Source organism: Reyranella sp., assembly GCF_965279625.1.
Taxonomy (GTDB): domain Bacteria; phylum Pseudomonadota; class Alphaproteobacteria; order Reyranellales; family Reyranellaceae; genus Reyranella.
Genome location: NZ_OZ257251.1, coordinates 5608670 through 5634705, shown reverse-complemented (window position 1 = coordinate 5634705; position 26036 = coordinate 5608670). Strand labels below are relative to the sequence as shown.

Annotated in this window: 24 protein-coding genes; 6 read left to right on the top strand and 18 right to left on the bottom strand. The window is 66.4% G+C overall.

The genetic code is table 11. The annotated features are described in order from the left end of the window. Positions 1-8: 8 nt before the first annotated feature. The 8 genes from ACQY78_RS27325 to ACQY78_RS27290 form a co-directional block, all read right to left on the bottom strand. Positions 9-1346, bottom strand: coding sequence for an aspartate aminotransferase family protein (locus ACQY78_RS27325; RefSeq protein WP_428681236.1), 1338 nt, complete (start codon positions 1344-1346; stop codon positions 9-11). Between the two features lie 29 nt (positions 1347-1375). Then, positions 1376-2518 (bottom strand): NAD(P)/FAD-dependent oxidoreductase, encoded by a 1143-nt coding sequence (locus ACQY78_RS27320; RefSeq protein WP_428681234.1) that lies wholly within the window; start codon positions 2516-2518, stop codon positions 1376-1378. Then, positions 2515-3702 (bottom strand): 2-methylaconitate cis-trans isomerase PrpF, encoded by a 1188-nt coding sequence (gene prpF, locus ACQY78_RS27315; protein WP_428681232.1) that lies wholly within the window; start codon positions 3700-3702, stop codon positions 2515-2517. Before prpF ends, ACQY78_RS27320 begins: the two co-directional genes overlap by 4 nt. A 20-nt stretch (positions 3703-3722) precedes the next feature. Then, positions 3723-5411, bottom strand: coding sequence for a putative 2-aminoethylphosphonate ABC transporter permease subunit (locus tag ACQY78_RS27310; RefSeq protein ID WP_428681230.1), 1689 nt, complete (start codon positions 5409-5411; stop codon positions 3723-3725). A 13-nt stretch (positions 5412-5424) separates the two neighbouring features. Beyond that, positions 5425-6492: a putative 2-aminoethylphosphonate ABC transporter ATP-binding protein gene (locus tag ACQY78_RS27305; RefSeq protein ID WP_428681228.1), complete on the bottom strand. Its 1068-nt coding sequence runs from the start codon at positions 6490-6492 to the stop codon at positions 5425-5427. An 82-nt stretch (positions 6493-6574) separates the two neighbouring features. Beyond that, the gene (locus ACQY78_RS27300; RefSeq protein WP_428681226.1) at positions 6575-7621 is read right to left on the bottom strand and encodes a putative 2-aminoethylphosphonate ABC transporter substrate-binding protein; all 1047 of its coding nucleotides are present in this window, start codon (positions 7619-7621) and stop codon (positions 6575-6577) included. A gap of 92 nt (positions 7622-7713) precedes the next feature. After that, entirely contained in the window at positions 7714-8196 is a 483-nt protein-coding gene (locus ACQY78_RS27295; RefSeq protein WP_428681224.1) for a MarR family winged helix-turn-helix transcriptional regulator, read from the bottom strand. Further along, on the bottom strand, positions 8193-9011 hold the full coding sequence (locus tag ACQY78_RS27290) for an isocitrate lyase/PEP mutase family protein (protein WP_428681222.1): 819 nt from the start codon (positions 9009-9011) through the stop codon (positions 8193-8195). Before ACQY78_RS27290 ends, ACQY78_RS27295 begins: the two co-directional genes overlap by 4 nt. A gap of 39 nt (positions 9012-9050) precedes the next feature. On the opposite strand from ACQY78_RS27290, the gene ACQY78_RS27285 reads away from it, so the two are divergent. Beyond that, positions 9051-9707 (top strand): 2-keto-4-pentenoate hydratase, encoded by a 657-nt coding sequence (locus ACQY78_RS27285; RefSeq protein ID WP_428681220.1) that lies wholly within the window; start codon positions 9051-9053, stop codon positions 9705-9707. 143 nt (positions 9708-9850) lie between these two features. On the opposite strand, the gene ACQY78_RS27280 is transcribed toward ACQY78_RS27285, so the two are convergent. From ACQY78_RS27280 to ACQY78_RS27270, 3 genes are all read right to left on the bottom strand, one after another. After that, entirely contained in the window at positions 9851-11116 is a 1266-nt protein-coding gene (locus ACQY78_RS27280) for an MFS transporter (protein WP_428681218.1), read from the bottom strand. Next, positions 11117-12601, bottom strand: coding sequence for a flavin-containing monooxygenase (locus tag ACQY78_RS27275; protein ID WP_428681216.1), 1485 nt, complete (start codon positions 12599-12601; stop codon positions 11117-11119). Positions 12602-12666: 65 nt separating this feature from the next. Further along, complete coding sequence (locus tag ACQY78_RS27270; protein WP_428681214.1) at positions 12667-13038, bottom strand: RidA family protein; 372 nt, start codon at positions 13036-13038, stop codon at positions 12667-12669. A gap of 120 nt (positions 13039-13158) precedes the next feature. Here ACQY78_RS27270 and ACQY78_RS27265 point away from each other — a divergent pair, with 120 nt between their 5' ends. Beyond that, the gene (locus ACQY78_RS27265; RefSeq protein WP_428681212.1) at positions 13159-13539 is read left to right on the top strand and encodes a rhodanese-like domain-containing protein; all 381 of its coding nucleotides are present in this window, start codon (positions 13159-13161) and stop codon (positions 13537-13539) included. A gap of 3 nt (positions 13540-13542) precedes the next feature. Here ACQY78_RS27265 and ACQY78_RS27260 read toward each other — a convergent pair whose 3' ends face one another. The 3 genes from ACQY78_RS27260 to ACQY78_RS27250 all read right to left on the bottom strand — a co-directional run bounded on the left by ACQY78_RS27260 (position 13543) and on the right by ACQY78_RS27250 (position 15923). Beyond that, positions 13543-14172 (bottom strand): hypothetical protein, encoded by a 630-nt coding sequence (locus ACQY78_RS27260; RefSeq protein WP_428681211.1) that lies wholly within the window; start codon positions 14170-14172, stop codon positions 13543-13545. 9 nt (positions 14173-14181) lie between these two features. After that, entirely contained in the window at positions 14182-15006 is an 825-nt protein-coding gene (locus tag ACQY78_RS27255) for an isocitrate lyase/PEP mutase family protein (RefSeq protein ID WP_428681209.1), read from the bottom strand. Positions 15007-15071: 65 nt separating this feature from the next. Continuing rightward, positions 15072-15923 carry a bile acid:sodium symporter family protein gene (locus ACQY78_RS27250; RefSeq protein WP_428681207.1) on the bottom strand — a complete coding sequence of 284 codons (852 nt, stop codon included), beginning with the start codon at positions 15921-15923 and terminating at the stop codon, positions 15072-15074. A gap of 244 nt (positions 15924-16167) precedes the next feature. Here ACQY78_RS27250 and ACQY78_RS27245 point away from each other — a divergent pair, with 244 nt between their 5' ends. Continuing rightward, complete coding sequence (locus ACQY78_RS27245; RefSeq protein WP_428681205.1) at positions 16168-17484, top strand: DUF3300 domain-containing protein; 1317 nt, start codon at positions 16168-16170, stop codon at positions 17482-17484. Further along, positions 17481-18413 carry a DUF2950 domain-containing protein gene (locus tag ACQY78_RS27240; RefSeq protein WP_428681203.1) on the top strand — a complete coding sequence of 311 codons (933 nt, stop codon included), beginning with the start codon at positions 17481-17483 and terminating at the stop codon, positions 18411-18413. Before ACQY78_RS27245 ends, ACQY78_RS27240 begins: the two co-directional genes overlap by 4 nt. A gap of 9 nt (positions 18414-18422) precedes the next feature. Here ACQY78_RS27240 and phnY read toward each other — a convergent pair whose 3' ends face one another. From phnY to ACQY78_RS27225, 3 genes are read right to left on the bottom strand one after another with little or no spacing between them, the layout of a single operon-like run. Beyond that, on the bottom strand, positions 18423-19877 hold the full coding sequence (gene phnY / locus ACQY78_RS27235) for a phosphonoacetaldehyde dehydrogenase (protein WP_428681201.1): 1455 nt from the start codon (positions 19875-19877) through the stop codon (positions 18423-18425). 12 nt (positions 19878-19889) lie between these two features. Continuing rightward, positions 19890-21146: a phosphonoacetate hydrolase gene (gene phnA / locus ACQY78_RS27230; protein WP_428681199.1), complete on the bottom strand. Its 1257-nt coding sequence runs from the start codon at positions 21144-21146 to the stop codon at positions 19890-19892. 10 nt (positions 21147-21156) lie between these two features. Then, a complete protein-coding gene (locus ACQY78_RS27225; RefSeq protein ID WP_428681197.1) occupies positions 21157-22308 on the bottom strand; it encodes a 2-aminoethylphosphonate--pyruvate transaminase in 1152 nt (383 codons plus the stop codon). 73 nt (positions 22309-22381) lie between these two features. Between ACQY78_RS27225 and ACQY78_RS27220 the strand changes: the two genes are divergently transcribed. Continuing rightward, on the top strand, positions 22382-23248 hold the full coding sequence (locus ACQY78_RS27220) for a LysR substrate-binding domain-containing protein (protein ID WP_428681195.1): 867 nt from the start codon (positions 22382-22384) through the stop codon (positions 23246-23248). 69 nt (positions 23249-23317) lie between these two features. Beyond that, positions 23318-25003: a Na/Pi cotransporter family protein gene (locus tag ACQY78_RS27215; RefSeq protein WP_428681193.1), complete on the top strand. Its 1686-nt coding sequence runs from the start codon at positions 23318-23320 to the stop codon at positions 25001-25003. Here ACQY78_RS27215 and ACQY78_RS27210 read toward each other — a convergent pair whose 3' ends face one another. Further along, positions 25004-26014: a putative 2-aminoethylphosphonate ABC transporter substrate-binding protein gene (locus ACQY78_RS27210; protein ID WP_428681191.1), complete on the bottom strand. Its 1011-nt coding sequence runs from the start codon at positions 26012-26014 to the stop codon at positions 25004-25006. Positions 26015-26036 lie beyond the last annotated feature (22 nt).

Sequence of the window (26036 nt, the reverse complement as noted above, 5' to 3'; positions counted from 1 at the left end):
GTAAGCCGTTACGACGGCTGCAAAAGGGCCTTTCGCGCCGAAACGAATTCTTCGACCGCCGCCACGAAACGGTCGCCCTCGGCGTCGCCGATCATGATGTTCAGCGCCACGAAGCCGCGGCGGGCGATCCAGATGCCAGCTGCCACCATGTCGAAATAGAACAATTCCTTGGCGTCCTGGTTGCTCGACGCGAGGTCGGCCGCGTTCTTGATCGGCCGCGTCGTGGCATGCGCCGTCATCATCGAGCCGATGCCGGAGAACTGAAACTCGACACCCGCGGATCGGCAGATCGCGTTCAACCGCTCGCGGATCCTGTCGCCGCGATCGTTCAGCTCCTTGGCCGCCTCGGGCGTATAGACCTCGCCATAGCCCGCGACGCCCGCGGCCATGGTGAGCACGTTGTTGTTGAACGTGCCGGCATGCGGCAGCGAATCGGGCTTGGTCGGATCGAACAGCTCCATGATGTCGCGCCGGCCGCCGAAGGCACCGAACGACATGCCGCCGCCGATATACTTGCCGAGCGTCGTCATGTCGGGAATCACGCCAGTCTTCTCCTGCAGGCCGCCGGGCGACAGCCGCGAGGTCATGACCTCGTCGAAGATCATGGTGATGCCGCGCGCCTTGGTCTCGCTGCGGACCATCTGCAGGAAGTCGAGATTGCCGGGCAGACAGCCGCCGCTACCCTGCATCGGCTCGAGCAGAACGGCGAACAGCTCCTCGCCATGCTTGGCGAGCAGCGCTCGGGTGCCTTCGACGTCGTTGTACGGCGCCACGACATACTCGTAGGGCATGTTGACCGGCGAACCGCCGCTCACGAAGTAAAGCACGCCACCGTGATAGCCGCCGTGGAACACCATGACCTTGGTGGCCTTGGTCCGGCCCTTGCGCTGGGCAAAGACGCGCGCGCCCGCGAGGGCCATCACGTTGCCCTCGGTGCCGGAGTTGGTGAAACGCACCAGGTCGATCGACGGTATGCGGTCGACCACGAGCTTGGCGAGCTTGCCTTCGCTCTCGTTGCGGCCAGCGAAGTTCCAGCCATGGTCGAGCGCCTTGTCGATCGCCTTGCGGATCACCGGATGGGAATGGCCGTAGATGCCGGCGGTATATTCGCCCAGCACATCGATATATTCGTGGCCGTCCGCGTCCCACAGCTTGCAGCCCGCGCCGCGCACCACCGTGAGCGGGAACGGCGAATTGTGGAGCGTGGTGCGGGTGTTGCCGCCCGGCATGGCGACGCAGGCATCCTGGTGACGGCTGAAGCTCTTCGGATTGCGGTCGACATAGGCCTGCTTGGCCTCCGTCAGGGCGGACTGCAAATCGGAATTCACCAGCGCTTGATCGGGCACGTCACTCTCCTCGGATGAGGCGGCGAGTATCACACGACGTTGAGCTCCCGGATAGGCCGGCCCGATTCAATGCGGTTATAACCAAAAGTATTGAGATCGAGCGTTCGGTAATCCCCATGCACGATCAGTTCAGCGACGGCGCGGCCCACCGCCGGAGACTGCTGGATGCCGTGGCCTGAAAAGCCGGTGGCGAAGATCAGGCTCTCGATTCTCGGATGGCGGCCGACGATGCCGTTCTGGTCGAACGTGTTGTACTCGTAGTAGCCGGCCCAAGCGTTAACGACCTTGGCCGCCTCGAAGGCCGGCACGCGGGCCGCCAGCGTCGGCCAGACGATGTCGTCCCACTCCTGGTGCTGCACCTCGAGTGGCGCGCCCGGCGCATCGTTGCCCTCGGCCGGCGTGGTGCCGGCGATATAGAAGCGGCCCTCCGGCCGAAACCAGGTACCCGACGGATCGATGGTGAGTGGCGTCAGGCCCGGCGCCTCGCGGACGTCGAAGACGAACACGGAGCGCCGCCGCGGCTCCACCGGCAGGGCGATGCCGGACCGCGCCGCCACCTCTCCGGACCAAGGGCCCGCCGCCAGGACGACCGTGCGCGCCTCCAGGCGCCCGCCTTCGTTCAGATCGACGCCGCCCGCATCGAACGAGACGACCTCGTCGGCAATGTAGGTCGCGCCGAGATCCCGCGCCGTACGCCGGAACCCCTGCATCAGCGACGGCCCGTCGAACCAGCCTTCGTTGGCCGTGCCATGCGAGGCCAGCGCCAGCCCGTCCTCCGAGATCCAGGGGAAGCGAGCCTTCAAGGCTGCAGGATCGAGCAGTTCGACCGCGCATCCCTCGCCCTTCTGGACGGCATAGTTCGCCCGCAATACGGCCTCGCCGGCCGGGCTGGCGAGGAAGAGATAGCCCGGCTCCTTGAGACCGAGATCGACGCCCAGCAGCTCCCGCGCGCGCCGCAGGAAGCCGATCCCGAAGCGCGACAGGTGGATGTTGAGCGGCGTCGAGAACTGCTGCCGGATCGAGCTCGCCGATAGGGCCGACGAAGCGCGCATATAGGCCGGATCGCGCTCGACCACGGTCACCGTCCCCGCAAAGGAAGGATCGGATTTCAGATGGTAGGCGACCGACGATCCCATCGCCCCGCCGCCGATCACCACGACATCTGATTTCATCTTACGCCCGGCCTCGGCTCGCCCGGCACCCGCACCCAGCCCTCCATCAGGCGGCGGGCGGAGCGGCTCATCATGACCTTGCTGACGGTCCACTGACCGCCCTCCTCGCGGGCTTCGGCGCCGACGTTGAGGCTGCCCGACGGGTGGCCGAAGCGGATCCTGCCATCGCCGCCGGCGGGCGCGACGCGGCTCACGATCGTGCCGGGGATCGCGGCGCCGGCGGCGATGGCCACCGCCCCCGTGCCGGTCATGGCGTGATGCAGGACGCCCATCGAGAAGATGCGGGCCAGCAGGTCGATGGCGCCGGCGTCGATCTTCTTGCCGTCGGAAGCGGTGTAGGCCGCGGGCCTGGCCACGAAGGCGAGCTTGGGCGTGTGCGGGCGCTTTTCCGTCGCCTCCTGGGGCGTGGCGACAAGGCCCATCGCGACAGCGCCCAGCGCACGCACGGCCTCCGCCCGCTTCAGCAGGTCCTTGTCGCCGTTGACGTCGCCCTGCAACTCGGTGCCCTTGAGACCGAGGCTCGCGGCATCGACGAAGATCGTCGGATTGCCGGCATTGATCAGCGTCGCCTCGATCCTGCCGACACCCGGCACGTCCAGCACGTCGATGCGATTGCCGGTCGGGAACATGGCGCCCCCACCCGCGCCTTCGCCGCCCTCCTCGTCGGCCGCAGGATCGAGGAACTCGACTTTCACCTCGGCGGCCGGAAAGGCCACGCCGTCGAGTTCGAAGTCGCCCAGCTCCTGTACCTCGCCGCCCCGCATGGGCACGTGGTTCACGATGACTTTCTCGATATTGGCCTGCCAGATCCGCACCGTCGCGGTGCCGTCGGCCGGTCCCTCGACCAGGCCCATGCCCAGCGCGCAAGGCCCGACCGCGGCGCTGAGGTTGCCGCAATTGCCCGACCAGTCGATGACCGGCGCATCGATCGCCACCTGGCCGAAGCGATAGTCGACGTCGCAGCCCTCGCGCTCCGACTTCGACAGGATCACCACCTTGCTGGTGCTCGAGGTCGCCCCGCCCATCCCGTCGGTATGCTTGCCGTAGCGGTCCGGGCTGCCGATCACGCGCAGCAGCAGCCGGTCGCGCGCCGCGGGATCGGACGGCAGGTCGTGCGCCAGGAAGAACACGCCCTTGCTGGTGCCGCCGCGCATGTAGACGGCGGGAATACGGAGCTGCTTCATGGCACGATGTTCGCGCGAAATCAGCGTCGCCGCCACACCTGCAGCCGGGCGAACAGGAAGCGGTCGGCGATCAGGTGGGCGGCCTTGACCGCGGCCGAGGTGAGCACGATCACGACGCAAAGCGCCGCCGCAGCAGCGGTCGTCCCCGCCTCCTCGATGTTCACGGCCGCCACCGAGGCGAGCTTGGTATCGGGGGCGTAGAGGAAGATCACCGACGAGACGGTCGTCATGGCGTTGACGAACAGGTAGATGGCGATGTCGAGGATCGCCGGCAGGCAGATCGGTGCCGTCACCCGAACGAACGTCTTCCAGATCGGCACCTTGAGCGAGGCCGAGACCGCCTCGAACTCCGGATCGATCTGCTTCAGCGCCGTCGTCGCCGTAAGGTGGCCCACCGTGTAGAAGTGCGCCACCGTGTTCAGCACCAGGATGCCCATGGTGGCGTAGAGGAAGTTGAGCGGGTTGCTGGGTGCGTTGAAGAAGAAGATGTAGCCGAGGCCCAGCACAAGGCCGGGCACCGCCATCGGCAAAAACGCCAGCAGCTGCACGACGCCGCGCATCATGCCGAAGCCGCGCGTCTTCTCGTTCAGCCAGGCCCCGGTGAACATCAGCACCGTGCCGAAGACCGCCGCGCCCAACGCCATCCGCACCGAGTTCCAGTAGGAATCCCAGCCGTTGGAGTCGAACTTGGCGAAGTCGTAATTTTCGAGCGTGAGGCTGAGATTGTACGGCCAGTACTTGATCAGCGAGCCCCAGATCGCCATGCCGAGGATGGCGAGGATGGCCGCCGACACCGCCGCGCAGAACAGGGTGAAGAACAGGTCGCGCGCGAACTTCGGCCGCGGCACCAGCGGCACCGCGCGCGCGGTCAGCAGCGCCACCTGCTTGCGCTGCACCAGCCGGTCCACCAGGAAGGCGAGCGCCGCCGGCGCCAGCAGCACCATGCCGACCACGGCGCCCATCGAGAAATCCTGCTGGCCGATCACCTTCTTGTAGACGTCGGTGGCGAGCACATTGAAGTTGCCGCCGATCACCTTGGCGATGCCGAAATCGGTCATCACCAGGGTGAACACGACCAGCGCGGCGCTGATCAACCCGTACTTGGCGCCGGGCAACGTGACCGTGAAGAACACGCGGCGCTTGGAGGCGCCCAGCACGTCCGCCGCCTCGTACAGGCGGGCGTCAGAGGTCGCGAGCGCGGTCGTCAGGATCAGGGTGGCGTGCGGGAAACAGTAGAAGACCTGGGCGATTACGATGCCGTCGATGCCGTAGATCGAGCCGCCGCCCAGCAGCGCCTTGAAGAAGCCCTGCGTGCCGAACAGGTAGATCAGCGCAATGCCCGGCAATAGCGACGGCGCGAAGATCGGGATCAGGGAAATGCCCTGGAACAGCCAGCGCATCGGCAGGATCGTGCGCGTCAACGCATAGGCGTAGAGGAAGGCCAGCGGGACGACGATCACGGTGGTGATCGAGGCGACCTGGAAGCTGTTCAGCGCCGACTGGAACAGCGCCGGCGTCGCGAAATACGAGACGTAGTTGGCCAGGCCGATGAACTTGCCGTCGCGGTCCTCGAAGCCCTTGGCGAGCAGCGCCCAGAGCGGCAGGCCGACCATGACCAGCAGTACGCCCGCCAGCACGACCACACCGGCGCGCATCATCAGGTCGTCGCGCGACAGGCCGACCTTCAGTCCCGGTATCGCCAGGCTCACGGGCGGCGTCCCCTCACGCGAAGACCCTGAGCCGGTCGGGCGGCAGGGCAATGTCGAGCTTCGTGCCGATGTCGACGCCGAGGTCGCGGATCAGGTTGCTGGAGAAGTCGGCCGTCACGGCGACATCGGCCGCCGCCCGTGCCCGCAGCGTGGCGCGGCAGAAGGCGCCGACGAAATCCAGCTCCGCCACTTCGACCGGAACGCGATTGGCGATGTCGGCCGGCAGGTCGCGCACGCGCACGTCCTCCGGCCGGATGCAGAGGCTCACCTTCTGGCCGGGCGCCAGCCCGTCCTGGACCGGACAGGTGAAATCGATGCCGGCGACCCTCACCTTGTCCGGCGCCATCAGGGTCCCGGCGAGGAAGTTCATGGACCCCACGAAATCGGCCACGAAGGCGGTCGTGGGCCTGCGGTAGATCTCCTGCGGCGTGCCAACCTGCTCGATGGCGCCCTGGTTCATGACCACGATCCGGTCGGCCATGGTCAGCGCCTCTTCCTGATCGTGCGTCACCATGATGGTGGTGACGCCGAGCGTGCGCTGCAGCGCCTTGATCTCGTGACGCAAACGCAGGCGGACCCGCGCGTCGAGTGCCGACAGCGGCTCGTCGAGCAGCAGCAGGCCGGGCGAGGTCGCGAGCGCGCGGGCCAGCGCCACACGCTGCTGCTGGCCACCCGAAAGCTGGGCGGGATATTTCGGGCCGGCATCGGGCAGGCCGACCAGCGCCAGCAATTCGGTGACGCGCTTCAGGATCGCCGCCCGGTTCTGGCGGCGACTCACCAGTCCGTAGCCGACATTGTCGGTGACGGTGAGGTTGGGGAACAGCGCGTAGGACTGGAAGACGATGCCGAAGTCGCGTTGCGCGGGGGGCAGCGCCGAGACGTCCCGCCCCTTCTGGCGGATCGTGCCGGAGGTCTGGGGATCGAGGCCGGCAATGGCCCGCAGGAGCGTCGTCTTTCCGCAGCCCGAGGGGCCGAGGAAGCAGACGAACTCACCCTCGACGACGTCGAGCGAGACGTCGCCGAGGGCCGAGAAGTCGCCGAACCGCTTGGAGAGGTTGCGGACCTCGAGGTAGTTCGCCATGGCAGCTGGTGTCATCCTGAGCGAAGCGAAGGATCTTTACGGCTCGTTGAAGAATCCCTCGCGATGCTCGGGATGACTTGCGTCACTTGGCCTTGGGCGCGGACTTGCCGTCGTAGCGCTTCGTCCACTCCGCCAGGATGCGGTCGCGGTTCTTGGCCATCCATTCGACGTCGCTCTTCACCATCACCTTCTCCAGGTTCGGCGGATAGTTCGGCGGTGTAATGGCGACGCCCGGATAGGCGACGATAGGATAGGTCTTGGCGTAGAGCTCGTTGGCCTTCTTGGAGGCGGCCCAGTCGGCGAGCTTCTTGGCGGCGTCCAGGTTCTTGGTGCCCTTGACGATCGCCGTGACCTCGAGCTCCCAGCCCAGGCCTTCCTTCGGGATCACCAGTTCGAGCGGGGCGCCCTTGGTCTTCTCCGAGGCGCCGCGGGTGTCGAGGCCGATGCCGATCAGGCGCTCGCCCTTGGCGGCCTGGACGCAGGGCGCCGAACCCGAGTGGATGTACTGCGCGATGTTCTGATGGAGCGCGTCCATGTACTTCCAGCCTGCTTCCTCGCCCATGATCTGCAGCCACGCCGCGATGGTGAGGTAGCCGGTGCCCGACGATGCCGGGTTCGGCATCACGATCGAGTCCTTGTATTCCGGCTTGATCAGGTCGGCCCAGCTCGTCGGGACCGGCTTGTTGCCCTTCTTGCCTTCTGCCGTGTTGAAGCAGACCAGCGAGAGATAGGCGTCCATGCCGACCCAGGTCTGGGGCGACTTGCCGCTCAGGAACATCGGGTTCAACGAGGTCGAGCCAGCCGGCGTGTAGGGCTCCAGCATGCCGGACGCGGCCATCAGGCCGACGTTGGACGCGGCGAGACCCCAGATTATGTCGGCGCGGGGATTGTCCTTCTCGGCCATCAGCTTCGCGGCAACGACACCGGTCGAGTCGCGCACCCAGGCGATCTCGATCGTGGGATTGTCGGCCTCGAAGGCCTTCTTGAACGGGTCGAGCTGGTCGTTCTCCAGCGCGGTGTAAACCGTAAGCTTGGTCTTCTGAGCGAAGGCCGGCGATGCCAGGCCGAACATCGCGAGTGCAGCGGCGCCCGCCAGCGTGGCACGCCTGAAGATGGTCCGATCGATCATTTTTGGAAATCCCCCTGTCTTGTCAGCCCCTCGAACGCCTGCAGCTACAGGCCGTTCATGACCTTATGTTACAGCACTCGCGAAGAGTGCACTCAATCTTCTTCGGTCAATTTCTCCCCAACGGCGGCGAGCCATTGCCGAACGACCCGCTCCTCATCCTGCCCCAACATTCCCGATAGCCGACCCTCGAGCTCCATGACCCGGGCCCGGCATCGCTTCAGCAAAGCCTCGCCCCGGGCCGTCGCATGGAGCCGCAGGATGCGGCCGTGCGCGGCATCGGCGGACTTCCCGACCAGTTCCGCCCTGACCAGGTTGCGAACGATCACGTTGATCGTCTGCGGCGTCAGGAAGGTGAGCCTAGCAAGCTCCGCGCCAGAGATGCCGGGATAGTTCACGACCATGGTCAGAACGGCGAATTGCGGCGGCGTGACGTCGAGGTCGGCCAGCGCCTTCTCCATCGCCCCGCGCACCGCCGCATGGGCCTGCCTAACGAGGTAGCCGAGATGGCCTTCCGGGCCGCGCTTGCCCTCACCCGCATCCGGGATCGCGGGAGCGGGCTTCGCCTTGCGGGTCATGCCCCGGAGAACACTTTCTTCAGGTCGCTCGTCGGCATCGTGTCGCGCATCCACTGGAAACTGCCCGCTTTCATGTCATTCGCCCCCTTCATGAAGGCCGCCAGCGCCAGTCTTGAGAGTGCGCCGCCGACGCTGATCCGCTTCACGCCGGTCGCCGCGATCTGCTCCGCCCTCAGGTCGGGATCGCCGGCGCTCATCACGACGTTCAGCGGCTTCGTCACCTCGGAGGCCACCGTGCGCATGGTCGCGAGATCGCGAAGGCCCGGTGCATAGAGCACGTCGGCGCCGGCCTTCTCGAAGGCCTGCAGCCGGCGGATCGTGTCGTCGAGGTCCTTCACGCCGCGGATCAGATTGTCCGCCCGCGCGGTGAAGGTGAAGGGCACATCGAGCGACCGCGCCATCTCGGCGCCGGCCGCCACGCGCTCGACCGCATGGTTGAAGTCATAGATCCGCTCGCCGCTCCAATCCTCGATCGAACCGCCGACGATACCGACCGACGCGGCATCGCGCAGGATGGTCGCGGCCTCCTTCGGATCGTCGGCATAGCCGTTCTCGAGATCGGCATTCACCGGCAGGTCGGTGGCGCCCGCGATGACGCGGCAATTCTCCAGCAGCTCGGCGCGGCTCACCGCATTGTCGCCGTCGACGCGGCCCAGCGCGTTCGACATGCCGAGGCTCGTCGTAGCCAGCGCCTCGAAGCCCAGCGACTGCAGCAGCCTGGCGGTGCCCGCATCCCACGGGTTGGGCAGGAGCAGCAGTCCGGGCCGCTCGTGCAGCTCGCGAAACACCCGTCCCTTTTCGGCCTGGTTGCGCATCTCGTCTCCTCCGCTTTCTGATAAGGAACACCGATGGACATGACAGCGCAACGGGAACTCGCCCGCCTCCTCGCCTCGCTGCGCCGCGAGCTGCGCAGCCAGAGCGGACTCGCCCCGCATCTCGTGCCGCCGGACAAGGCGACGGCCTATCGGATCGCCGGCATGGTCGCCGAGGAACTGGGCTGGCCGGTATTGGGCTGGAAAATCGCGGCGATGAAGGAGGAGATGCAGCAGGCGCTGCGGACGGATTCGCCGATCTACGGCCGCGTCTACTTCGCGACGGAGACGCCGCACACCGCCGTGCATGCAACGCTTGCAAGCCCGATCCCCGAGGTCGAGTACCAGGCAAGGCTCGGTCGCGATCTGCCACCGCGGGAAAAGCCCTACACGGTCGACGAAGTGACCGACGCGGTTGCCTCACTGCATCCCGGACTAGAATTGGCGGAGTGCCGCTTCCTTCACGACAACTCCTTTCCGCCGCTGCCCGCGATCCTGGCCGACGGCGCCGGCTCCGGCACGATCGTCTATGGCCCGGCCATCGACGACTGGCGGAACCGCGACATTGCGGGCCAGGAAGCTACCCTCTCCTCCGATGGCCGCCCGCGCCGCAAGGGAACGGCGGCCGCAGCGCTCGACCATCCCATGGTCCCGCTGACCGGCTCGCCAACGAACTGTCGCGCACCGGCGTCGGCATGAAGGCAGGTCAGATGGTCAGCACCGGCACCCTCACCGGCATGCTGGCGCCCAAGCAAGGCGAAACCTACGTGGCGGATTTCGGCCCGTTCGGTTCGGTCACGGTCTCTTTCACCTGACCGCCCCCAAGGGGCGGCAGCCCTGCGTCAGGACGACAGTTCGACGTCGCGGCTCATCAGCATCGCGGCCAGGGTGAGGACGCAGGCACCAAGGAGATAGTAGCCGACCCAGGCCAGCGAGAAATTGATCGCAAGCCAGGTGGCGATATAGGGCGCCAGCGATGCGCCGAATATGCCCGCCAGGTTGAACGTCATCGAGGCGCCGGTGTAGCGCACGGAAACCGGGAACGGCGACGCGAGCGCCGCCCCGATCGGGCCGTAGTTGAAGCCCATCAGCGCAAGGCCCACGACGTTGAAGGCGAGCGCGCCGGTGAGGCCGCTGGCGAGCAGCGGTTCGAAGAACAGGCCGAACAGGCCGGTGCAGGCGGTGGCGATCACGAGCACACCGCGCCGGCCGTAGCGGTCGCTCAGCCAGGCCGCCAGGGGAATGGTCGCGGCGAAGAAGGCCACGCCGATCAGCTGAAGCTCGAGATAGCGCTCGCGTGAATAGCCAAGCTTGCTGGTGGCCCAGCTCAGCGAGAACACCGTCATGAGATAGAACAGCACGAAGGTCGCCAGCGCGACCAGCGTGCCCAGAAGCAGCGCGCGCTTGTGGTTCCGTATCAGGACCACGAGCGGGACGGCGACCCTGGCCTCGGTATCGACGGCCTTCTGGAACTCGGGCGTTTCGGTGATCTTCAGCCGGACATACAGGCCGAGCATCACCAGCAGCAGGCTGGCGATGAAGGGCAGCCGCCATCCCCAGGCCAGGAACTGGGCGTTGGTCAGGGTCTCCGTCAGCAGCAGGAAAGACGTCGCCGACAGGACGAAGCCGAGAGGCGCGCCCAACTGGGGGAACATCGCATACCAGCTTCGGCGGTGAGGCGGCGCGTTCTCCGTGGCCAGCAGGACGGCGCCGCCCCATTCGCCGCCCAGACCGAGTCCCTGGCCGAAGCGGCAGATGGCCAGCAGCAGCGGTGCAAAGACGCCAATCGTCTCATATCCCGGCAGGAAGCCGATCAGGACCGTCGACAGGCCCATGGTCGTGAGCGCGGCCACCAGCGTGGCCTTGCGGCCGATCCGGTCGCCAAAGTGACCGAACACCGCCGCACCCAGCGGTCGGGCAAAGAAGGCGATGGAGAAGGTCGCGAACGACTGCAGCACCGCCGAGGCGGGATCGCTGGTCGGGAAGAACAGGTGCGGAAAGACCAGCACCGCCGCCGTGGCGAAAATGTAGAAGTCGAAGAACTCGATCGTCGTTCCGACGAGACTCGCGACCAGGATGCGGGCCGGCGAGTTTACCTGCGCGCCCATCTACTTGGAGAAGACCATCGCCTTGTCCCGCAGCGAGCCATGGCGAAGGGTAAGCAGGTCGAGCACGTAGTTCTGGTAGAGCTTCCATGGCCGCTTGCTGCCCTGTTTGGGCTGGTGCGGCAGGGCACGCTGGATGTAGCCGGAGGAGAAGTTGACCCACGGCTCCTCCGTGAGGGCCGGGTCGCTGTTGTGCGGCGTTGCCTGCTTGAAGCCCTTGCGGTCCATGTAGTTCAGAAGCCGGCAGACATATTCGCAGACCAGGTCGGCCTTCAGGGTCCACGAGGCATTGGTGTAGCCGAAGACAGACGCGAGGTTCGGCACGTCCGAATACATCATGCCCTTGTAGATCATGGTGTCGGACGGCTTCACCGGCTTGCCGTCGACCACCAGCTTCGCGCCGCCCAGCGGCTGCACCACGAGGCCGGTCGCCGTCACCACCACGTCGGCCTCGAGCTCGGCGCCGGATTTCAGCTTGATGCCCGTCTCGGTGAAGGTCTCGATCTGGTCGGTGACCACCGACGCCTTCTTCTTGCGGATAGCGCGGAACAGGTCGGCGTCCGGCACCAGGCAGAGCCGCTGGTCCCAGGGATTGTATTTCGGCGTGAAGTGCGTGGCGACGTCGTAGTCCGGACCCAGCATCTGGCGCACGCCGCCCAGGATCAGGCTCTTCACCTTCTCCGGCTTGCGCTTGCACATCTGGTAAAAATACATGCCCATCAGCACGTTCTTCCAGCGTGTCGCCATATAGGCGAGCTTGAGAGGCAGCCGGCGCCGCATCTTGTTGGCGAACGGGTCCTGCGCCGGACGCGCCACGACGTAGGTCGGCGAACGCTGCAGCATGGTGACGTGACCGGCGGTCTCGGCCATCGACGGCACCACCGTCACCGCGGTGGCACCGCTGCCGATCACCACGACCTTTTTGCCGGCATAGTCGAGATCCTGCGGCCAGTGCTGCGGATGGACGACCCTGCCCTTGAAGCCGTCGATGCCGGGGAAGTCCGGCAGATACCCCGCCTCGTAGCGATAGTAGCCGCTGCACATCCACAGGAAGCCGCACGACAGGGACACGCGCTCGCCGCCGCGCTCGATCTCGACCGTCCATCTCGCGTCGGGCGTCGACCAGGAGGCCCCCACGACGCGATGGTCGTAGCGGATATGGCGATCGATAGCGTGATCGCTCGCGACCTCGCGGATGTAGCTCAGGATAGACGGGCCGTCGGCGATCGCCTTGGCGTCCTTCCACGGCCGGAAGCGGTAGCCCAGCGTGTACATGTCAGAGTCCGAGCGCACGCCAGGATATCGGAACAGGTCCCACGTCCCGCCGCTCGCGCCGCGCCCCTCGAGGATCGTGTAGCTCTTGCCCGGACAGTTCTTCTGCAAATGCCAGGCGGCGCCGATGCCCGAGAGCCCGGCCCCGACGATCAGCACGTCGAAATGTTCAGAGGCAGTGCGGCCCTGAGGCGCGGGGGCGACTATGGTATCCATCCAGACTTCATCGCGGAAAGAAATGGGACTGGCAACTCGCCTTTCCCGGCGTGCCCCGCCTCGTCCTAGAGCGCCGCCGTAATGATGATCTCGATGAGGTCGCCCTCGGGCATGACCGACTGCACGAAAGAGCGGACAGGGCCATGGTTGGCGGGCATCCAGGTGGCCCATGCCTCGTCGAAGGCCGGCTTGTTGTCGTGATCGGTGACGACGATCTCGGCCTTCACGATGCGCGTCCGGTCGAGGCCGGCGTCCTTCAGGTAGCCGTCAATGACGCCCAGCGCGCCCAGTGTCTGGACACGGATGTCCTGGGTCCGGTCCGGCGAAGTCGCGACGCCCCACAGGAAGCCGCCGCCGCCGGGCAGCCGGTAGACGGCGACCGAAGACTTGGCCGGCACCCTCGGATTGGGCACGCGCGTGATGTCACTGGTACTCATATTCCAACTCCCTCGCAAAACGTCGACATTATGAACCCGACGCGACCGCAGACAAACAGCGGAGGCCGGCCAACGCGCCGTGCTAGGTTACCCCTCCACGCCACCCCGAGGGAGGATCTCATGTCCACGAGCGTCAAGCAGATGATGGAAGCGGCCAACGCCGCCGTGCCGAGGGTCACGCCGGTCGAGGCCAGGGAGATGATCGCCAAGGGCAATACGCTCGTCGTCGACGTGCGCGACGCGGCCGAGGTCGCCAACAGCGGCAAGGTCGCGGGCGCGGTCCATGTCTCGCGCGGCATGCTCGAGTTCCGGGCAGACCCTGAGTCGCCCGCACACGACAAGGCCTTCGACAGGAACAAGACGGTGATCGTCTACTGCGCCTCCGGCGGCCGCTCGGCCCTCAGCGGCAAGGTGCTGAAGGATTTCGGTTACGCCAACGTCTTCAACCTCGGTGCCTTCAAGGACTGGGTCGACAGCGGCGGCGCCGTCGACAAGGGCTGACGCCTACTTTCCGTCGTCGAACTTGAGCTGCTGGATCGCCTTCATCAGCTTGGCGATCTGGGTTCGCTGGGCGTCGTCGAGCGGCTTGTTGTCCGGCAGAGGCTGCAACAACAGCTCGACGTCCTCCAGCTCCTTCACGAGATGGTAGGCCTTGTTGGTCTTCTCTTTTTCCGTGCCGGCAAGCAAGGGATAGACCGAGAGATAGAGCGAGGCGAGGCTGCGGTTCTCCAGCTCCGGCGTGACCGGGATCGCACTCTTGAATACCCCGCTCAGGGCCGCCTTTGCGTCCCCCACCGTGACGGCGCGGCGGAGCAGGAAGTTCATGCCGTCGAGCCGGTGTTCGATCTCGAAGCGATGGCTGATCAGGTCTGCCCTGTTCTTCTGATCGATCTCATGCTGGTGCTGCACCTGCTGCAGGAAGGCCGCGCCACCGGTGAGCACGACCGAAGACAAGAGCCACATGCCCACCGAGCTGTTGAGGAACTCGTAGAGTTTGGAGCCGAAGCCCGGCGGGGCCGCAGGGGGTGGCGGCTCAGGCGCGGGCCCTCCGGACTCCTCTTCCAGGGATTTGCGGATCGAATGGCGATAGCGCTCCTCGGCTGCGATGCGCTTCATCTCGTCTTCAGTCAGCATCTCGCGAGTCTACTCTTTCATGAACGCATTCAAATCGGACGTGGGAATCGCCCGGTCGAGATAGGTGAAAGTGCCCTTCTCCTTCACCTCGGTCGCTGCGTCGATCAGGCCGGTCATTGCCGCGCGATAGAGCGAGGTGGCGAGGCTGATCCGCTTCACGCCGGTTGCCTCGAGTTCTGCCTTGCTGAAGGACTTCCCCTTGATGCCGACCATGAAGTTGAAGGGTTTGCGGAGCGCGCCGCAGACTTTCTTGACCGAAGCCAGATCGGGCAAGCCGGGCGCGAACAGGACATCGGCGCCCGCCGCCTCGTAGGCCTGCAGCCGCTTGATCACGTCGCCGAGATCGGGCTTGCCCCTCAGGAACCCCTCTGCGCGCGCCGTCAGGACGAACGGTACCGGCAGTGAACGCGCCGCGTCGGCCGCAGCCTTGATGCGCATCGTCGCCGTTTCGATATCGAAGAGCGGCTGGTCCGGGTTGCCGGTCGCGTCCTCGATCGAACCGCCGACCAGGCCCACGCCCGCCGCCTGGCGGATCGTTTCGGCCGCATCATCGGGCGAATCGCCGAAGCCCTTCTCGAGGTCGGCCGCTACCGGCAGGTCTGTGGCGTTCACGATCAGCCGTGCGTTGGCCAGCGCCTCCTCACGCGTCACCCGGCCGTCACGCCTGCCCAACACGCCCGCCTTGGCACCGCTCGAACTTGCCAGGGCCTCGAATCCGAGCCCGGCCAGGATACGCGCCGAGCCTGCATCCCACGGATTGGCAATGACGAATGCGCCGGACGCCTCGTGCAGCGCCCGGAATTTTCGAGCCTTCTCGGCCTGGCTCACACTCATGGACTTCCCTCGTTCGAACAACCGGATGGAGTTTGTCTCGCCCGCCCTCTGCGGGACAATCGAGATTATTTCAACGGCGCCCCATGCCTGCCCGCAACGACCCGGCGCCAGCGCGTATAGGGCAGCGTGATCGCCACTGAGATGGCGATATAGATTGAAATCACGACAGCAGTGCGTGCCCCGGGCAGCGACGTCGCGACCGCCACCGCGATGCCGATGTGGCGGGTGGCGCAGGCAACGGCGAGCGCCGAGCGGTCTTCCTCTTTCGGTCCGCCGACCAGGTGTCCGATGATCAGTGCCATCAGGATCAGGAGCGCGAGAGCGGCGATACCCTGCCATCTGACTTCGAGCACCACATGCCAGTTCACGGCCAACAACACGACCGCCGCCAGCGTCATGGCCAGTCCTGCCAGGCCGACCACCCGCCCGCCGGTCCAGGCGGCCAGTTTCGGGAAGTATCGGCGCACGGCCATGCCCGCCAGCAGCGGCAGGAAGAACGACTCGCCCAGGACCAGCGCCGTCTTCTCCGGCGCGAGGCGCGGCAGTCGAGGGAACATCGGACCGAGCATCTCGAGCCACAACGGCACGAGAATCACAGCCAGGACGGAAGAGACCGCGACCAGGCTGAAGGTGTAGGCACCGTCGCCGATGCCCAATAGCTTACGCGGAAGCAGCGGCGCTCCGGCAGAGACCGCGAGCACCAGCAGGCCGGCCTCCGCTCCCGCCGGCAGCGGCAGCAGAATGACCAGTCCGACGGCCGCCAGCGGCACCAGCACGTACATGGCCAGCAGGGAGCGTAACAGCAGCGCGGGCTGGCGGAACAGGCGGACCGCGTCATGCAGGGTCGAGTCGAGGCCGATGCCGAAGATGATGATCGTGACGGTGATCTTGAGGAGGACGAGAAGTGCGACGGTCATGATGGAAGCTATCGCATGGCCAGTGACTCATCAGCCCGCCAATAATTAACAGGTCGTTCCCTTGGGCTGGATTTTTCGCCCAGACCGGTCAATAGCCCGACTTGCGCGCGGACTGGCCGCGACGGGAGATCAATTCTTCTTGCAGCGGCACTGCCGAAGCGCGCAAATGGCTCCTGATCGCGCAGAGTTTGCCACAAGAGCAGACTGCATCGTCGACGGACCGCGGTCTCGGGGAGAGAATATCATGCAGCGTCGTAGCCTGATGACCGCCCTTGCCGCCACGCTCGCGGTCGGGGTTTCGCAAGCCACGCGGGCACAGGACACGGGCAAGAAGCCATTCACGTCCGAACAGCTCGACCAGATGCTGGCCCCGATCGCGCTCTATCCCGATGCCGTACTCGCACAGACCCTGATGGCGGCGAGCTATCCCCTGGAGGTCGTCGAAGCGGCACGCTGGTCCAAGGCCAATCCGACGTTGAAGGGCGACGCCGCGGTCGCGGCCGTCAACGACAAGAGCTGGGACGTCAGCGTCAAATCACTGGTTGCCTTCCCGCAGGTCCTCAGCCAGCTCAGCGACAATCTCGACTGGATGCAGAAGGTTGGCGACGCGATGATTGCCCAGCAGCAGGATGTCGCCGATTCGATCCAGCGCCTGCGCGCCAAGGCGGCCGACGCCGGCAATCTGCAGAGCGGCAAGGAGCAGACGGTCACCTCGCAGGGATCGGGGAGCGACCGCACGATCGTCATCGCTCCGGCCAATCCGGAAGTGATCTACGTGCCGGCCTACAATCCCAACACCGTATATGGCACCTGGCCTTACCCGGCCTATCCGCCGACCTACTATCCGCCGCCGCCCGGCTACGGCTATGGCTCCGCCCTGCTGCGCGGCCTGATGTTCGGGGTTGGCATCGCAGCCGCCGGCGCGATCTTCGGCGGCTGGAACTGGGGACGCGGCAACAGCTATGTCAACGTGAACGTCAATCGCGCGGTCAACATCGACCGCAACTTCAACGTCAACAACATCAACAACGGTCGCTGGCAGCACGAGCCGATCCACCGCAAGGGGGTGGCCTACCGCGATCCCGCGACCCGTGAGCGCTTCAACCAGGTGCGCCCGGGCGCCGACCAGCGCCAGGAATTCCGCGGCCGCCTCGAGAACCGCCCCGCAGGCGGCGGACAAGCCAACGCGCGACCCAACCTGCCGAACCGCCCGGCTGGAGGGGGCCCGGCGCAGCGGCCCAACGTCGCCAATCGCGCCGCGGGTGGCCAGCATCCCAATATCCAGAATCACGCCGGCGCCCCGCGCGGCGGCGGCGCCATCCGCGGCGTCAACAATGGCCAGCAGGTCAATCGCGAGGCCGCACGCGGCCGGGCGCAGCAATCCCGGGCGGCGACGCATGCATCCGGCGGCGGCGGCGGCGGCGGCGGTGGCGCGCGTGCAGGCGGAGGCGGAGGCGCTGCGCGCGGCGGTGGTGGCGGCGGTGGTGGCGGCGGTGGTGGCGGCGGTGGTGGCGGCGGTGGCCACGCCGGCGGCGGTGCCCATGGAGGAGGACGGCGATGAACGCTTCACTGCTCAAGAGGGCGATCCTCGCCCTCCTCCTGGCCGGCAGCTTCACAGCCGGATTGTCGACGATCGGATGGGCGCAGCCAGCCAAGCCGCAGGGCTTCGCGACACCAGAGGCGGCTGCCGATGCACTCACCGAGGCGATCCGTCGCGACGACGACAAGGCAGTTAGCGCCGCGCTGGGCTCCGGCTGGCGCGACTTTGTCCTCGGCCGGCCCGAGGACGAGGAGCGCGTGCGCGAGAAGTTTCTCCAGGCCTGGGATGCCGGCCACAAGGTCGTCATCGACGGCAACAAGGCGACGATCGAGGTCGGCACGAGTGGCTGGGCCGGTCCCATCCCGCTCGTAAAGGATGGCGATCAGTGGCGCTTCGACGTCGAAGCCGGCCGCAAGGAAATCATCGCCCGGCAGATCGGCCGCAACGAGCTGTCGGTCATCCAGAGCCTGCTGGCGCTGGTCGATGCGGAGCATGAATACGCGGCCCTCGACCCCATGAAGGTGGGCGCGCCGGTCTATGCGCGGCGGCTGCTGAGCTCGCCGGGCAAGAAGGACGGGCTTTACTGGGATGCCGCGCCCGGCGAACCGGAGAGCCCGATCGGTCCAGCCCTCGCAACCGCACAGGCGCAGGGACAGGGCGGCACCGAAGACGGCTACTACGGCTACCGCTTCCGCCTGCTCTATTCACAGGGCCCCGACGCGCCGGGCGGCGCGTACGACTATCTCGTGAAAGGCCGGATGATCGGCGGCTTCGCCATCCTCGCCTGGCCGGTCCGCTACGGTGACACCGGCGTGATGAGCTTCATGGTCAACCAGGACGGCGTCGTCTACGAACAGGATCTCGGCCCCGACACGGCAGCCAAGGCCGCCGCGATCAACGTCTACAATCCGGACAAGAGCTGGGAGAAGGCAGACGTAACGCCGCCGTGACGGCGGTCTCTAGCCAGGCCAAGGCAGCGACCAGGTCTTCACATTGGTGAAGCTCTTCATCGCTTCGAGCACGCCTTCCTTGTAGCCGAGGCCTGAATCCTTGATGCCGCCGAACGGCGACATCTCGATGCGATAGCCCGGCACTTCCCAGACATTCACCGTGCCGACCTGAAGCTCGTCGACGAACTTCGTGATGTAGTCGAGACGATCCGTGCAGATGCCCGACGACAGGCCATAGGCGGTGCCGTTGGAAACCTGGATGGCGTGGGCGATGTCCTTCACGCGGATGATCGGGATCGCCGGGCCGAATGTCTCCTCGCGTACCAGTTCGGCCTGCGGGTCGACATGATCGACGACGGTCGGCGGGAAGAGCGCGCCCTGGCGGTCGTTGCCGTGCAGAAGCTTCGCGCCGTGCTTCGCCACCGCTTCGCTCACGCGGTTCTGGAACAGCGTCGCGGCGCGCTCGTGAATCACGGTGCCGACATCGGTCTCGGGATCGAGCGGATCGCCGGCCTTCAGCTTCTTGGCCTTGGCCAGCACCCGCTCGACGAAGGCATCGGCCACCTTGTCGACAACCAGGATGCGCTTCACCGCGGTGCAGCGCTGGCCGGAATTCTTGGTGGCGCCCGCGACGGCCAGTTCGGCTGCCTTGTCGAGGTCGGCATCCTCCATGACGATCAGCGGGTCGTTGCCGCCCAGCTCCAGCACGATGCGCTTGTAGCCCGCCTTCTCGGCGATGTACTTGCCGACCCGGACCGAGCCCGTGAAGGTCACGAGATCGGCGCGCGGATCGACGATCATCGCGTCACCGATGTCGGACGGATTGCCGGTGATGACCGACAGCATCTCTGGCGGCAGGCCCGCCTCGTAGAGCGTATCGGCCAGAAACAGCGCCGTGAGCGGCGTCAGCTCGGTGGGCTTCAGCACGACGCAGTTGTTGGTCGCGAAGGCCGGCGCCAGCTTGTGCGCCACCATGTTCAGCGGATGGTTGAACGGCGTGATCGCCGAGATGGCGTTCAGCGGCTGGCGCAGGGTGAAGATCTTGCGCGACTTGCCGTGCGGGGTGAGATCGCAGGAGAAGGTCTGTCCGTCGTCCAGCATGCAGAGCTGGCCTGCGAAGGTGAAGACGTCGTAGGCGCGGCCGACCTCGTAGAGCGAGTCCTTGAGGCAGAGACCCGACTCCAGCGTGATCAGGCGCGACAGCTCTTCTTTGCGCGAAACCAGCAGGTCCGCGGTCTTGAGCAGGATCTGCTGGCGCTGATAGCGCGTCAGCTTCGGCTTGTAGTCATGGGCGATCTGGAAGGCCTCGGCCACCAGCTCGGGCGTGGCGCGCGGCACGGTGCCGACCAGGCGGTTGTCCCAGGGGAAGCGCACTTCGAGGCGCGCCTTGGTCTCGACCTTCTTCCCGGCGATGCGGAGATATTCGTGCCGGACGTCGGAGCCCGTGCGGGTGATCGTATCCATCTGGGCGGTCTCTCAGGCGACGAGGTTGAGGGCGAGGTCGAAGGCGTCGAAGTTGCGCCAGCGATGCGAACCGGTGTCAGCGTTCGCGAGCTTGCGGTTGCAGAGCAGCGGGACGCGCTGCTCGGAGACGCCGCCGTGGCTGCGCAGCGGCTCGGTGAGGCCCGAAAGATCGTGCCGCGAGGCCGAGGTGCCCAGCACCTTGTGCTTGGTCGACACGACGATGAGATCGCCCAGGCGATCGGCCGGCAGCTCGAACCGGGCCGCGGCCTCTTCCTTGGTGAGCGCCGCCTCGATCCCCGGCATGGCCTTCAGCTTGGCCGCCCACTCCTGCGGGTTGTCGCAATAGACCACTGCGAACGAGCCCAGCGCGCCGTGATGCACGACATAGGGATCGGTGATCGGCAGGATGACGCGGGCCTTGTCCTTGCCCACCCAGCCGTCGAACACGTCCTGCAGGTAGATCACGTCCGGCTGGCCGTCGCTGCCGAACTTGGCGTTCATGCCATGGTCGGCGGTGACGACGATGGTGCAGCCCATGGCGTCCAGCCTGGCCAGGTACCCGTCCATCATGGCGTAGAAGGCATTGGCGACAGGCGTGCCCGGCGCGTGCTTGTGCTGGATGTAGTCGGTGGTCGACAGGTACATGATCTGCGGCCGGTCGCGCTCCATCAGCTTGACGCCGGCGGCGAACACGAACTCCGAGAGGCCGGCGCTGTACACGTCCGGCACGCCCATGCCCACCACCTCGTTCACATGGTCGATGCCGTTGTCGGCAAGCGTCGCCTTATCGGACTTCTCCGACGAGAAAGAGCAGGCCTTGCCGGCGCCCAGCTCGAGCCCCTTGCCCAGCAGGCCGCGCAGCTTGTCCTTGGCGGTCACGACGGCGATGCGGCAGCCGGCGCGCTGGAAGGCCGGAAACAGCGTCTCGACCCGCAGAAACTTCGGATCGTTCATCATCACTTCCTTGCCCGTCTCGGGGTCGAGGAAGTAGTTGCCGCAGATGCCGTGGACCGCCGGCGGACGCCCGGTGACGATCGACAGGTTGTTGGGATTGGTGAAGCTCGGCACCACGCACTCGCCGATCAGGTTGGTGCCCTCTTTCAGGACCTTCGCAAACCACGGCGCCTGGCCGGCCTCGACGGCGCGCTCGATATAGCCGGGCTCCGAGCCGTCGACGCAGACCACGACGACGGGCTGCTTGGGCAGGCGGTAGCTGCGGCCGTTGACGGAGATGTCGCCGCCACTGACGTTGATGCTGTCGGGTGCCATGTTCGTTCCCCTACTCTGCGGCCAGTGCCGGGCCGCCGTTGGTGACCCGCATCTCGTCCAGCACCTCGCGGACCGCCGCCAGGGCGCCGCGCATGTGGTCGGGATAGAGTCGGCCGATGCAGCCCATGCGGAACGAATCCGCCACGGTGAGCTTGCCCGGATAGATCACATAGCCGCGATCCTTCAGCCCGTCATAGAAGCGCTGAAAGACGAACTTGGGATCGGTCGGCATGTGGAAGGTGATGATGATCGGCGCCTGCAGGTCGTTCGGCAACAGCGTCTGGAAGCCCATGGCGCGCATGCCGTCGATCAGCACCTTGGCATTCTCGCGGTAGCGCTTGCCGCGCCCCGCGACGCCGCCCTCTTCGGAATGCTCCTCGATCGCCTTGCCCAGCGCCACGATCACGTGGATCGGCGGCGTGAAGCGATACTGGCCGGTCTTGGCGAAGCCCTCGGCCTGGTCGAACAGGTCGAGCACCAGCGTGGTCGCGTTGCCCTTGCAGTCGGCGAGGGCGCTGTTGCGGCAGACGACGAAGCCGAGGCCCGGCACGCCTTCGAGGCACTTGTTCGAGGAGGCCGCGAGGGCGTCATAGTAGACGGTGCGCGCGTCGATCTCGATCGCGCCGAAAGCCGACATCGAATCGACCAGCAGCCGGCGCCCCTGCTTCTTCACCAGCGCGGCAAGCTCGCCGATCGGATTGAGAATGCCCGACGTCGTCTCGCAATGGACGGCGAAGACGTGCGTGATGGCCGGATCGGCGACCAGCATCGCTTCCAGTTTGGCGAGATCGGGAGGCGTATCCTCGGGCGTCTCGTAGGTCGCGACCGCACGGCCGGCGATCTCGGCGATCTTCTTCGCGCGCTGACCATAGGCGCCGTTGATGACGACGAGGAGCTTGCCCGACTTCGGCACGAAGCTCGTGATCATCGCCTCGACGGCGAAGGTGCCGGAACCCTGGACCGGCACGGTGACGTGCGTTCCTTGGGCACCGGCCAGCTCGACGATCTTCTCCAGCACCATCTTGTTGATGGCGATGAAGCCCTGATCGCGCGAGCCCCAGTCATGGACCATGGCCTGCTTCACGCTGGCCGAGGTGGTGAGCGGGCCGGGCGTCAGCAGCAGCGGATCGCCGGTTTCGGAGGCAGCAGGCTTGGTGGTCATGGCGCGGATGATCGTCTCGCTGTTTCTATCCGTCCAGTATATAATCCATATGTTAACTATCGGTTTCCCATATATGACGCCCACCCAGCTCCGCGCCTTCCACCTCGTGGCCGAGGCCGGTTCGTTCTCGGCCGCAGCCCGCGCGTCGGGTCTCAGCCAGCCCAATCTCTCCGGACAGGTGACGGCGCTGGAGAAGGCCTATGGCGTGCACCTGTTCGACCGGCGCGGCCGCAGCGTGACGCCGACTGAAACCGGCCGCCAGCTGCACGGCGTCACCACCCGTCTGTTCTCCCTGCAGGACGAGGCGCAGGCGCTGCTGCTGGGCGAGCAGGCGCTGACGCGCGGGCATCTCCGGATCGCGGCCGACTCCGCCCACCACGTCGTGCCGATCATGGCCGCCCTGCGCGAACGCGCCGGCGGCCTCACCTTCGCGCTTTCGATCGACAATTCCGCCGTGGTGCTCGAGCGCCTGCTGCGCCACGAAGCCGATGTCGCGGTGATGGCCAAGAGCCTGTCCGACCCGCGCCTTCATGCGGTGCGGTTGCGTACCGACCGGCTGGTCCTGTTTGCGCCCGCCGCTCATGCCCTCGCCAGACGCGGCCGCACGCCCCTCTCGGCGCTGGCCGGCCAGGACCTGGTGCTGCGCGAACGCGGATCGATCACGCGCGAAGTGCTTGAACAGGCGATGGCGGCCGCCGATATCAGGCCGGCGTCGATCGTCGAGGTGCAGACCCGCGAGGGCGTGCGCGAAGCGGTGGCGGCCGGATTTGGAATCGGCGCGGTGTTCGCGAGCGAGCTCGGCGAGGATCGCCGCTTCCGCCGCATCACCATCGCCGATCAGGATCTCGCGGTCGCTGAATATGCCGTGTGCCTGCAGGAGCGTCGGCGCGTGGCGCTCGTTCGAGCCTTCATGGATGAAGCGACGCGGCTTGCCTCTTGACGCAGTCGACGTAACAAAATTGTCAAAAAACTTTCATCGTCGAACGACGAGGCGTAGGATTCCGCGATAATGCAAGGCGTCGACACCATCCTGAACGTTCTCGGCAGCGTCTGCCTGCTGCTGTGGGGCGTGCGCATGGTGCGCACGGGCCTCACGCGCGCCTTCGGCGCCAGCTTGCGCCGCGCCATCGGCGCCTGCTCGCGCAACCGATTCTCGGCGTTCGCCGGCGGCGTCGTGCTGACGGGTGTCCTGCAGTCGAGCACCGCGACCGCCCTGCTGCTCGCCTCGTTCGCCGGACGCGGACTGATCTCGCTGTCGATCGGGCTTGCGGTGATGCTGGGCGCCAATGTCGGCACGACGCTGACGGCGCAGATCCTGTCCTTCCCTCTCGGCTGGGTCTCGCCCCTGATGATCGCGGGCGGCGTCATCGCCTTCCTGTCGAACAGCTCCGACCGGGCCCGCCATCTCGGCCGCGTCGCCATCGGCCTCGGCCTGATGCTGCTGTCGCTTCACCTGCTGGAGGCCGCCGCCCTGCCGCTGCGCTCCGCGCCGGCCTTCGTGGCCGTGCTATCGGGCCTGCAGAACGAGTATGTCATGGGCGTCCTGGTTGCGGCCGCCGCCACCTGGTTCATCCATTCCAGCCTTTCGACCGTGCTGCTGGTCATGTCGTTCGCGTCGAGCGGCATCATCGATCCCAAGCTCGGCATGGCGATGGTGATCGGCGCGAATATCGGCGGCGCGGTCGCCCCCTATTTCGACCAGGCGGCCACCGACACCGAGGCGCGGCGCCTGCCGCTCGGCAACCTCATCACGCGTGTCCTGGTCGGCGTGGCGCTGCTGCCGTTCCTGGGGCAGTTCCACCAATGGCTAATGATGATCGATCCGGCGCCCGGGCGGCTGCTGGTCGACTTCCACACCGCCTTCAGCGTGGTGGCCGCCATCGTCTTCCTGCCGCTGATCGATCCCATCGCCACGCTGTGCCGGCGTCTGGTCCCCGACCGGCCGCAGACCGACGACCCCGGCAAGCCGCGCAATCTCGACCCCAACGTGCTCGACACGCCGGCAGAGGCGCTGGGCTGCGCCATGCGCGAGACGCTCAATCTCGGCGACAGGGTCGCCGACATGCTGCGCCAGACCATGGACGTGTTCGAGAAGAACGATGCCCGCGCGGTGAAGTCGATTGAGGCCGCCGACGATGCCGTCGACAGCCTCTACGAGGCGATCAAGCTCTACCTGATCCAGACATCGCGCACGGAACTGGGGGAAGACGACGGCAAGCGCTACGTCGAGATCCTGACCTTCGTGACCAATCTCGAACATGCCGGCGACATCATCGACAAGAACCTGATGGAACTGGCGGCCAAGAAGATCAAGAACCGCTACGCCTTCTCGGCCGAGGGCACGGCGGAGCTGCGCGCCTTCCACGCCCGTGTGCTCGACAATCTGCGGCTGGCGCTGAACGTCTTCACGACTCGCGACATCACCCTGGCCCGCCGCCTGGTCGCGGAGAAGACCGCGATGCGCGAGGCCGAGGCCCGCGCCGCCGACAGCCACTATGCGCGCCTGCGCGAGGGACGCCCCGAATCGATCGAGACCAGCTCGATCCACATGGACGTGATCCGCGACCTGAAGCGCATCAACGGCCATTTCGCGACCGTTGCCTATCCGATCCTTGAAGCGGCCGGCGAACTTGCCGAAACCCGCCTCAGGACGACCGCGACAGAGACAGCCGGCCAGGCCGCCCCTTCTCTCTGATCACTTCTTAGGATCGGCCTTGTTGTCGTAGCGCTTGGACCACTCTGCCAGGATGCGCTCGCGATTGGCCGCCGCCCAGGCGAAGTCGTTCACCATCAACAGGTCCGCGAGGTTGGTTGGCAGGTTCTTGACCGGCTTGGAGAATTCCGGCCGCGCCGCGACGGCCCGGCTCTCGGCGTACATCTGCATCGCCGCATCGGAGGCGGCCCAGTCCGCGAGCTTCTTCGCTGCCTCGATATGGGGTGCGCCCTTCACGACGGCGAAGGCATTCATCTCCCAACCCAGCCCCTTCTCGGGAAACACGATGGCCACCGGCGCGCCCTGCGCCAGCTCGCGTGCCGCGCGGATGTCGAAGGCGATGCCGACGACCGCTTCGCCGCGCGCCGCCAGGGTCGCGGGCTGAGAGCCCGAGTGCGTGTAGCGCCAGATGTTCTCGTGCAGTCCGTCCATGAACTTCCAGCCCTCCGCTTCGCCGAAGGCCTGCAGCCAGGCCGAGACGTCGAGGAAGCCGGTGCCGGACGACAGCGGATGGGGCATCACGACCTTGCCCTTGTAGACGGGCTTCGTGAGATCGGCCCAGGTCTCGGGCTTGGGAATCCCGAGCTTCTTGCCCTCTGCCTCGTTGTAGACGATGGCGGCCACCCAGGCGGAGTTGCCGAACCAGCGGGGCGGGTTGGCGGGATCGCGGAACTTGGTCGGAATCTTGTCGAGGCCGGGCGGTGCATAGGGCAACAGCACATCGGCATCGGCGAGTTGTCCCAGGCTCGAGGCCGCGACGCCCCAGACCGCGTCGGCACGCGGATTGGCCTTCTCGGCCAGCAGGCGGGCCGTCAGGACGCCGTTGGCATCATGTACCCAGCGGATGGTGATGCCCGGCAGATCCTTCTCGGCGCGCGCCTTGTAGGGCGCGAGATCCTCGCGTTCGTACGAAGTATAGACGACGACTTCCTGAGCCCGTGCGACGCCCGACAGTGCGAGCACTGCCGTCGCGAGAATCACAAACAGACGCATGCCCCACTCCCCGTTTGAGTTC

Bases quoted from the DNA above. Each gene is read 5' to 3' on its own strand.
- ACQY78_RS27320 (WP_428681234.1), bottom strand. From the start codon at position 2,518: ATGAAATCAGATGTCGTGGTGATCGGCGGCGGGGCGATGGGATCGTCG.
- prpF (WP_428681232.1), bottom strand. From the start codon at position 3,702: ATGAAGCAGCTCCGTATTCCCGCCGTCTACATGCGCGGCGGCACCAGC.
- ACQY78_RS27305 (WP_428681228.1), bottom strand. From the start codon at position 6,492: ATGGCGAACTACCTCGAGGTCCGCAACCTCTCCAAGCGGTTCGGCGAC.
- ACQY78_RS27300 (WP_428681226.1), bottom strand. From the start codon at position 7,621: ATGATCGATCGGACCATCTTCAGGCGTGCCACGCTGGCGGGCGCCGCT.
- ACQY78_RS27295 (WP_428681224.1), bottom strand. From the start codon at position 8,196: ATGACCCGCAAGGCGAAGCCCGCTCCCGCGATCCCGGATGCGGGTGAG.
- ACQY78_RS27290 (WP_428681222.1), bottom strand. From the start codon at position 9,011: ATGCGCAACCAGGCCGAAAAGGGACGGGTGTTTCGCGAGCTGCACGAG.
- ACQY78_RS27285 (WP_428681220.1), top strand. From the start codon at position 9,051: ATGACAGCGCAACGGGAACTCGCCCGCCTCCTCGCCTCGCTGCGCCGC.
- ACQY78_RS27280 (WP_428681218.1), bottom strand. From the start codon at position 11,116: ATGGGCGCGCAGGTAAACTCGCCGGCCCGCATCCTGGTCGCGAGTCTC.
- ACQY78_RS27275 (WP_428681216.1), bottom strand. From the start codon at position 12,601: ATGGATACCATAGTCGCCCCCGCGCCTCAGGGCCGCACTGCCTCTGAA.
- ACQY78_RS27270 (WP_428681214.1), bottom strand. From the start codon at position 13,038: ATGAGTACCAGTGACATCACGCGCGTGCCCAATCCGAGGGTGCCGGCC.
- ACQY78_RS27265 (WP_428681212.1), top strand. From the start codon at position 13,159: ATGTCCACGAGCGTCAAGCAGATGATGGAAGCGGCCAACGCCGCCGTG.
- ACQY78_RS27260 (WP_428681211.1), bottom strand. From the start codon at position 14,172: ATGCTGACTGAAGACGAGATGAAGCGCATCGCAGCCGAGGAGCGCTAT.
- ACQY78_RS27255 (WP_428681209.1), bottom strand. From the start codon at position 15,006: ATGAGTGTGAGCCAGGCCGAGAAGGCTCGAAAATTCCGGGCGCTGCAC.
- ACQY78_RS27250 (WP_428681207.1), bottom strand. From the start codon at position 15,923: ATGACCGTCGCACTTCTCGTCCTCCTCAAGATCACCGTCACGATCATC.
- ACQY78_RS27245 (WP_428681205.1), top strand. From the start codon at position 16,168: ATGCAGCGTCGTAGCCTGATGACCGCCCTTGCCGCCACGCTCGCGGTC.
- ACQY78_RS27240 (WP_428681203.1), top strand. From the start codon at position 17,481: ATGAACGCTTCACTGCTCAAGAGGGCGATCCTCGCCCTCCTCCTGGCC.
- phnY (WP_428681201.1), bottom strand. From the start codon at position 19,877: ATGGATACGATCACCCGCACGGGCTCCGACGTCCGGCACGAATATCTC.
- phnA (WP_428681199.1), bottom strand. From the start codon at position 21,146: ATGGCACCCGACAGCATCAACGTCAGTGGCGGCGACATCTCCGTCAAC.
- ACQY78_RS27225 (WP_428681197.1), bottom strand. From the start codon at position 22,308: ATGACCACCAAGCCTGCTGCCTCCGAAACCGGCGATCCGCTGCTGCTG.
- ACQY78_RS27220 (WP_428681195.1), top strand. From the start codon at position 22,382: ATGACGCCCACCCAGCTCCGCGCCTTCCACCTCGTGGCCGAGGCCGGT.
- ACQY78_RS27215 (WP_428681193.1), top strand. From the start codon at position 23,318: ATGCAAGGCGTCGACACCATCCTGAACGTTCTCGGCAGCGTCTGCCTG.
- ACQY78_RS27210 (WP_428681191.1), bottom strand. From the start codon at position 26,014: ATGCGTCTGTTTGTGATTCTCGCGACGGCAGTGCTCGCACTGTCGGGC.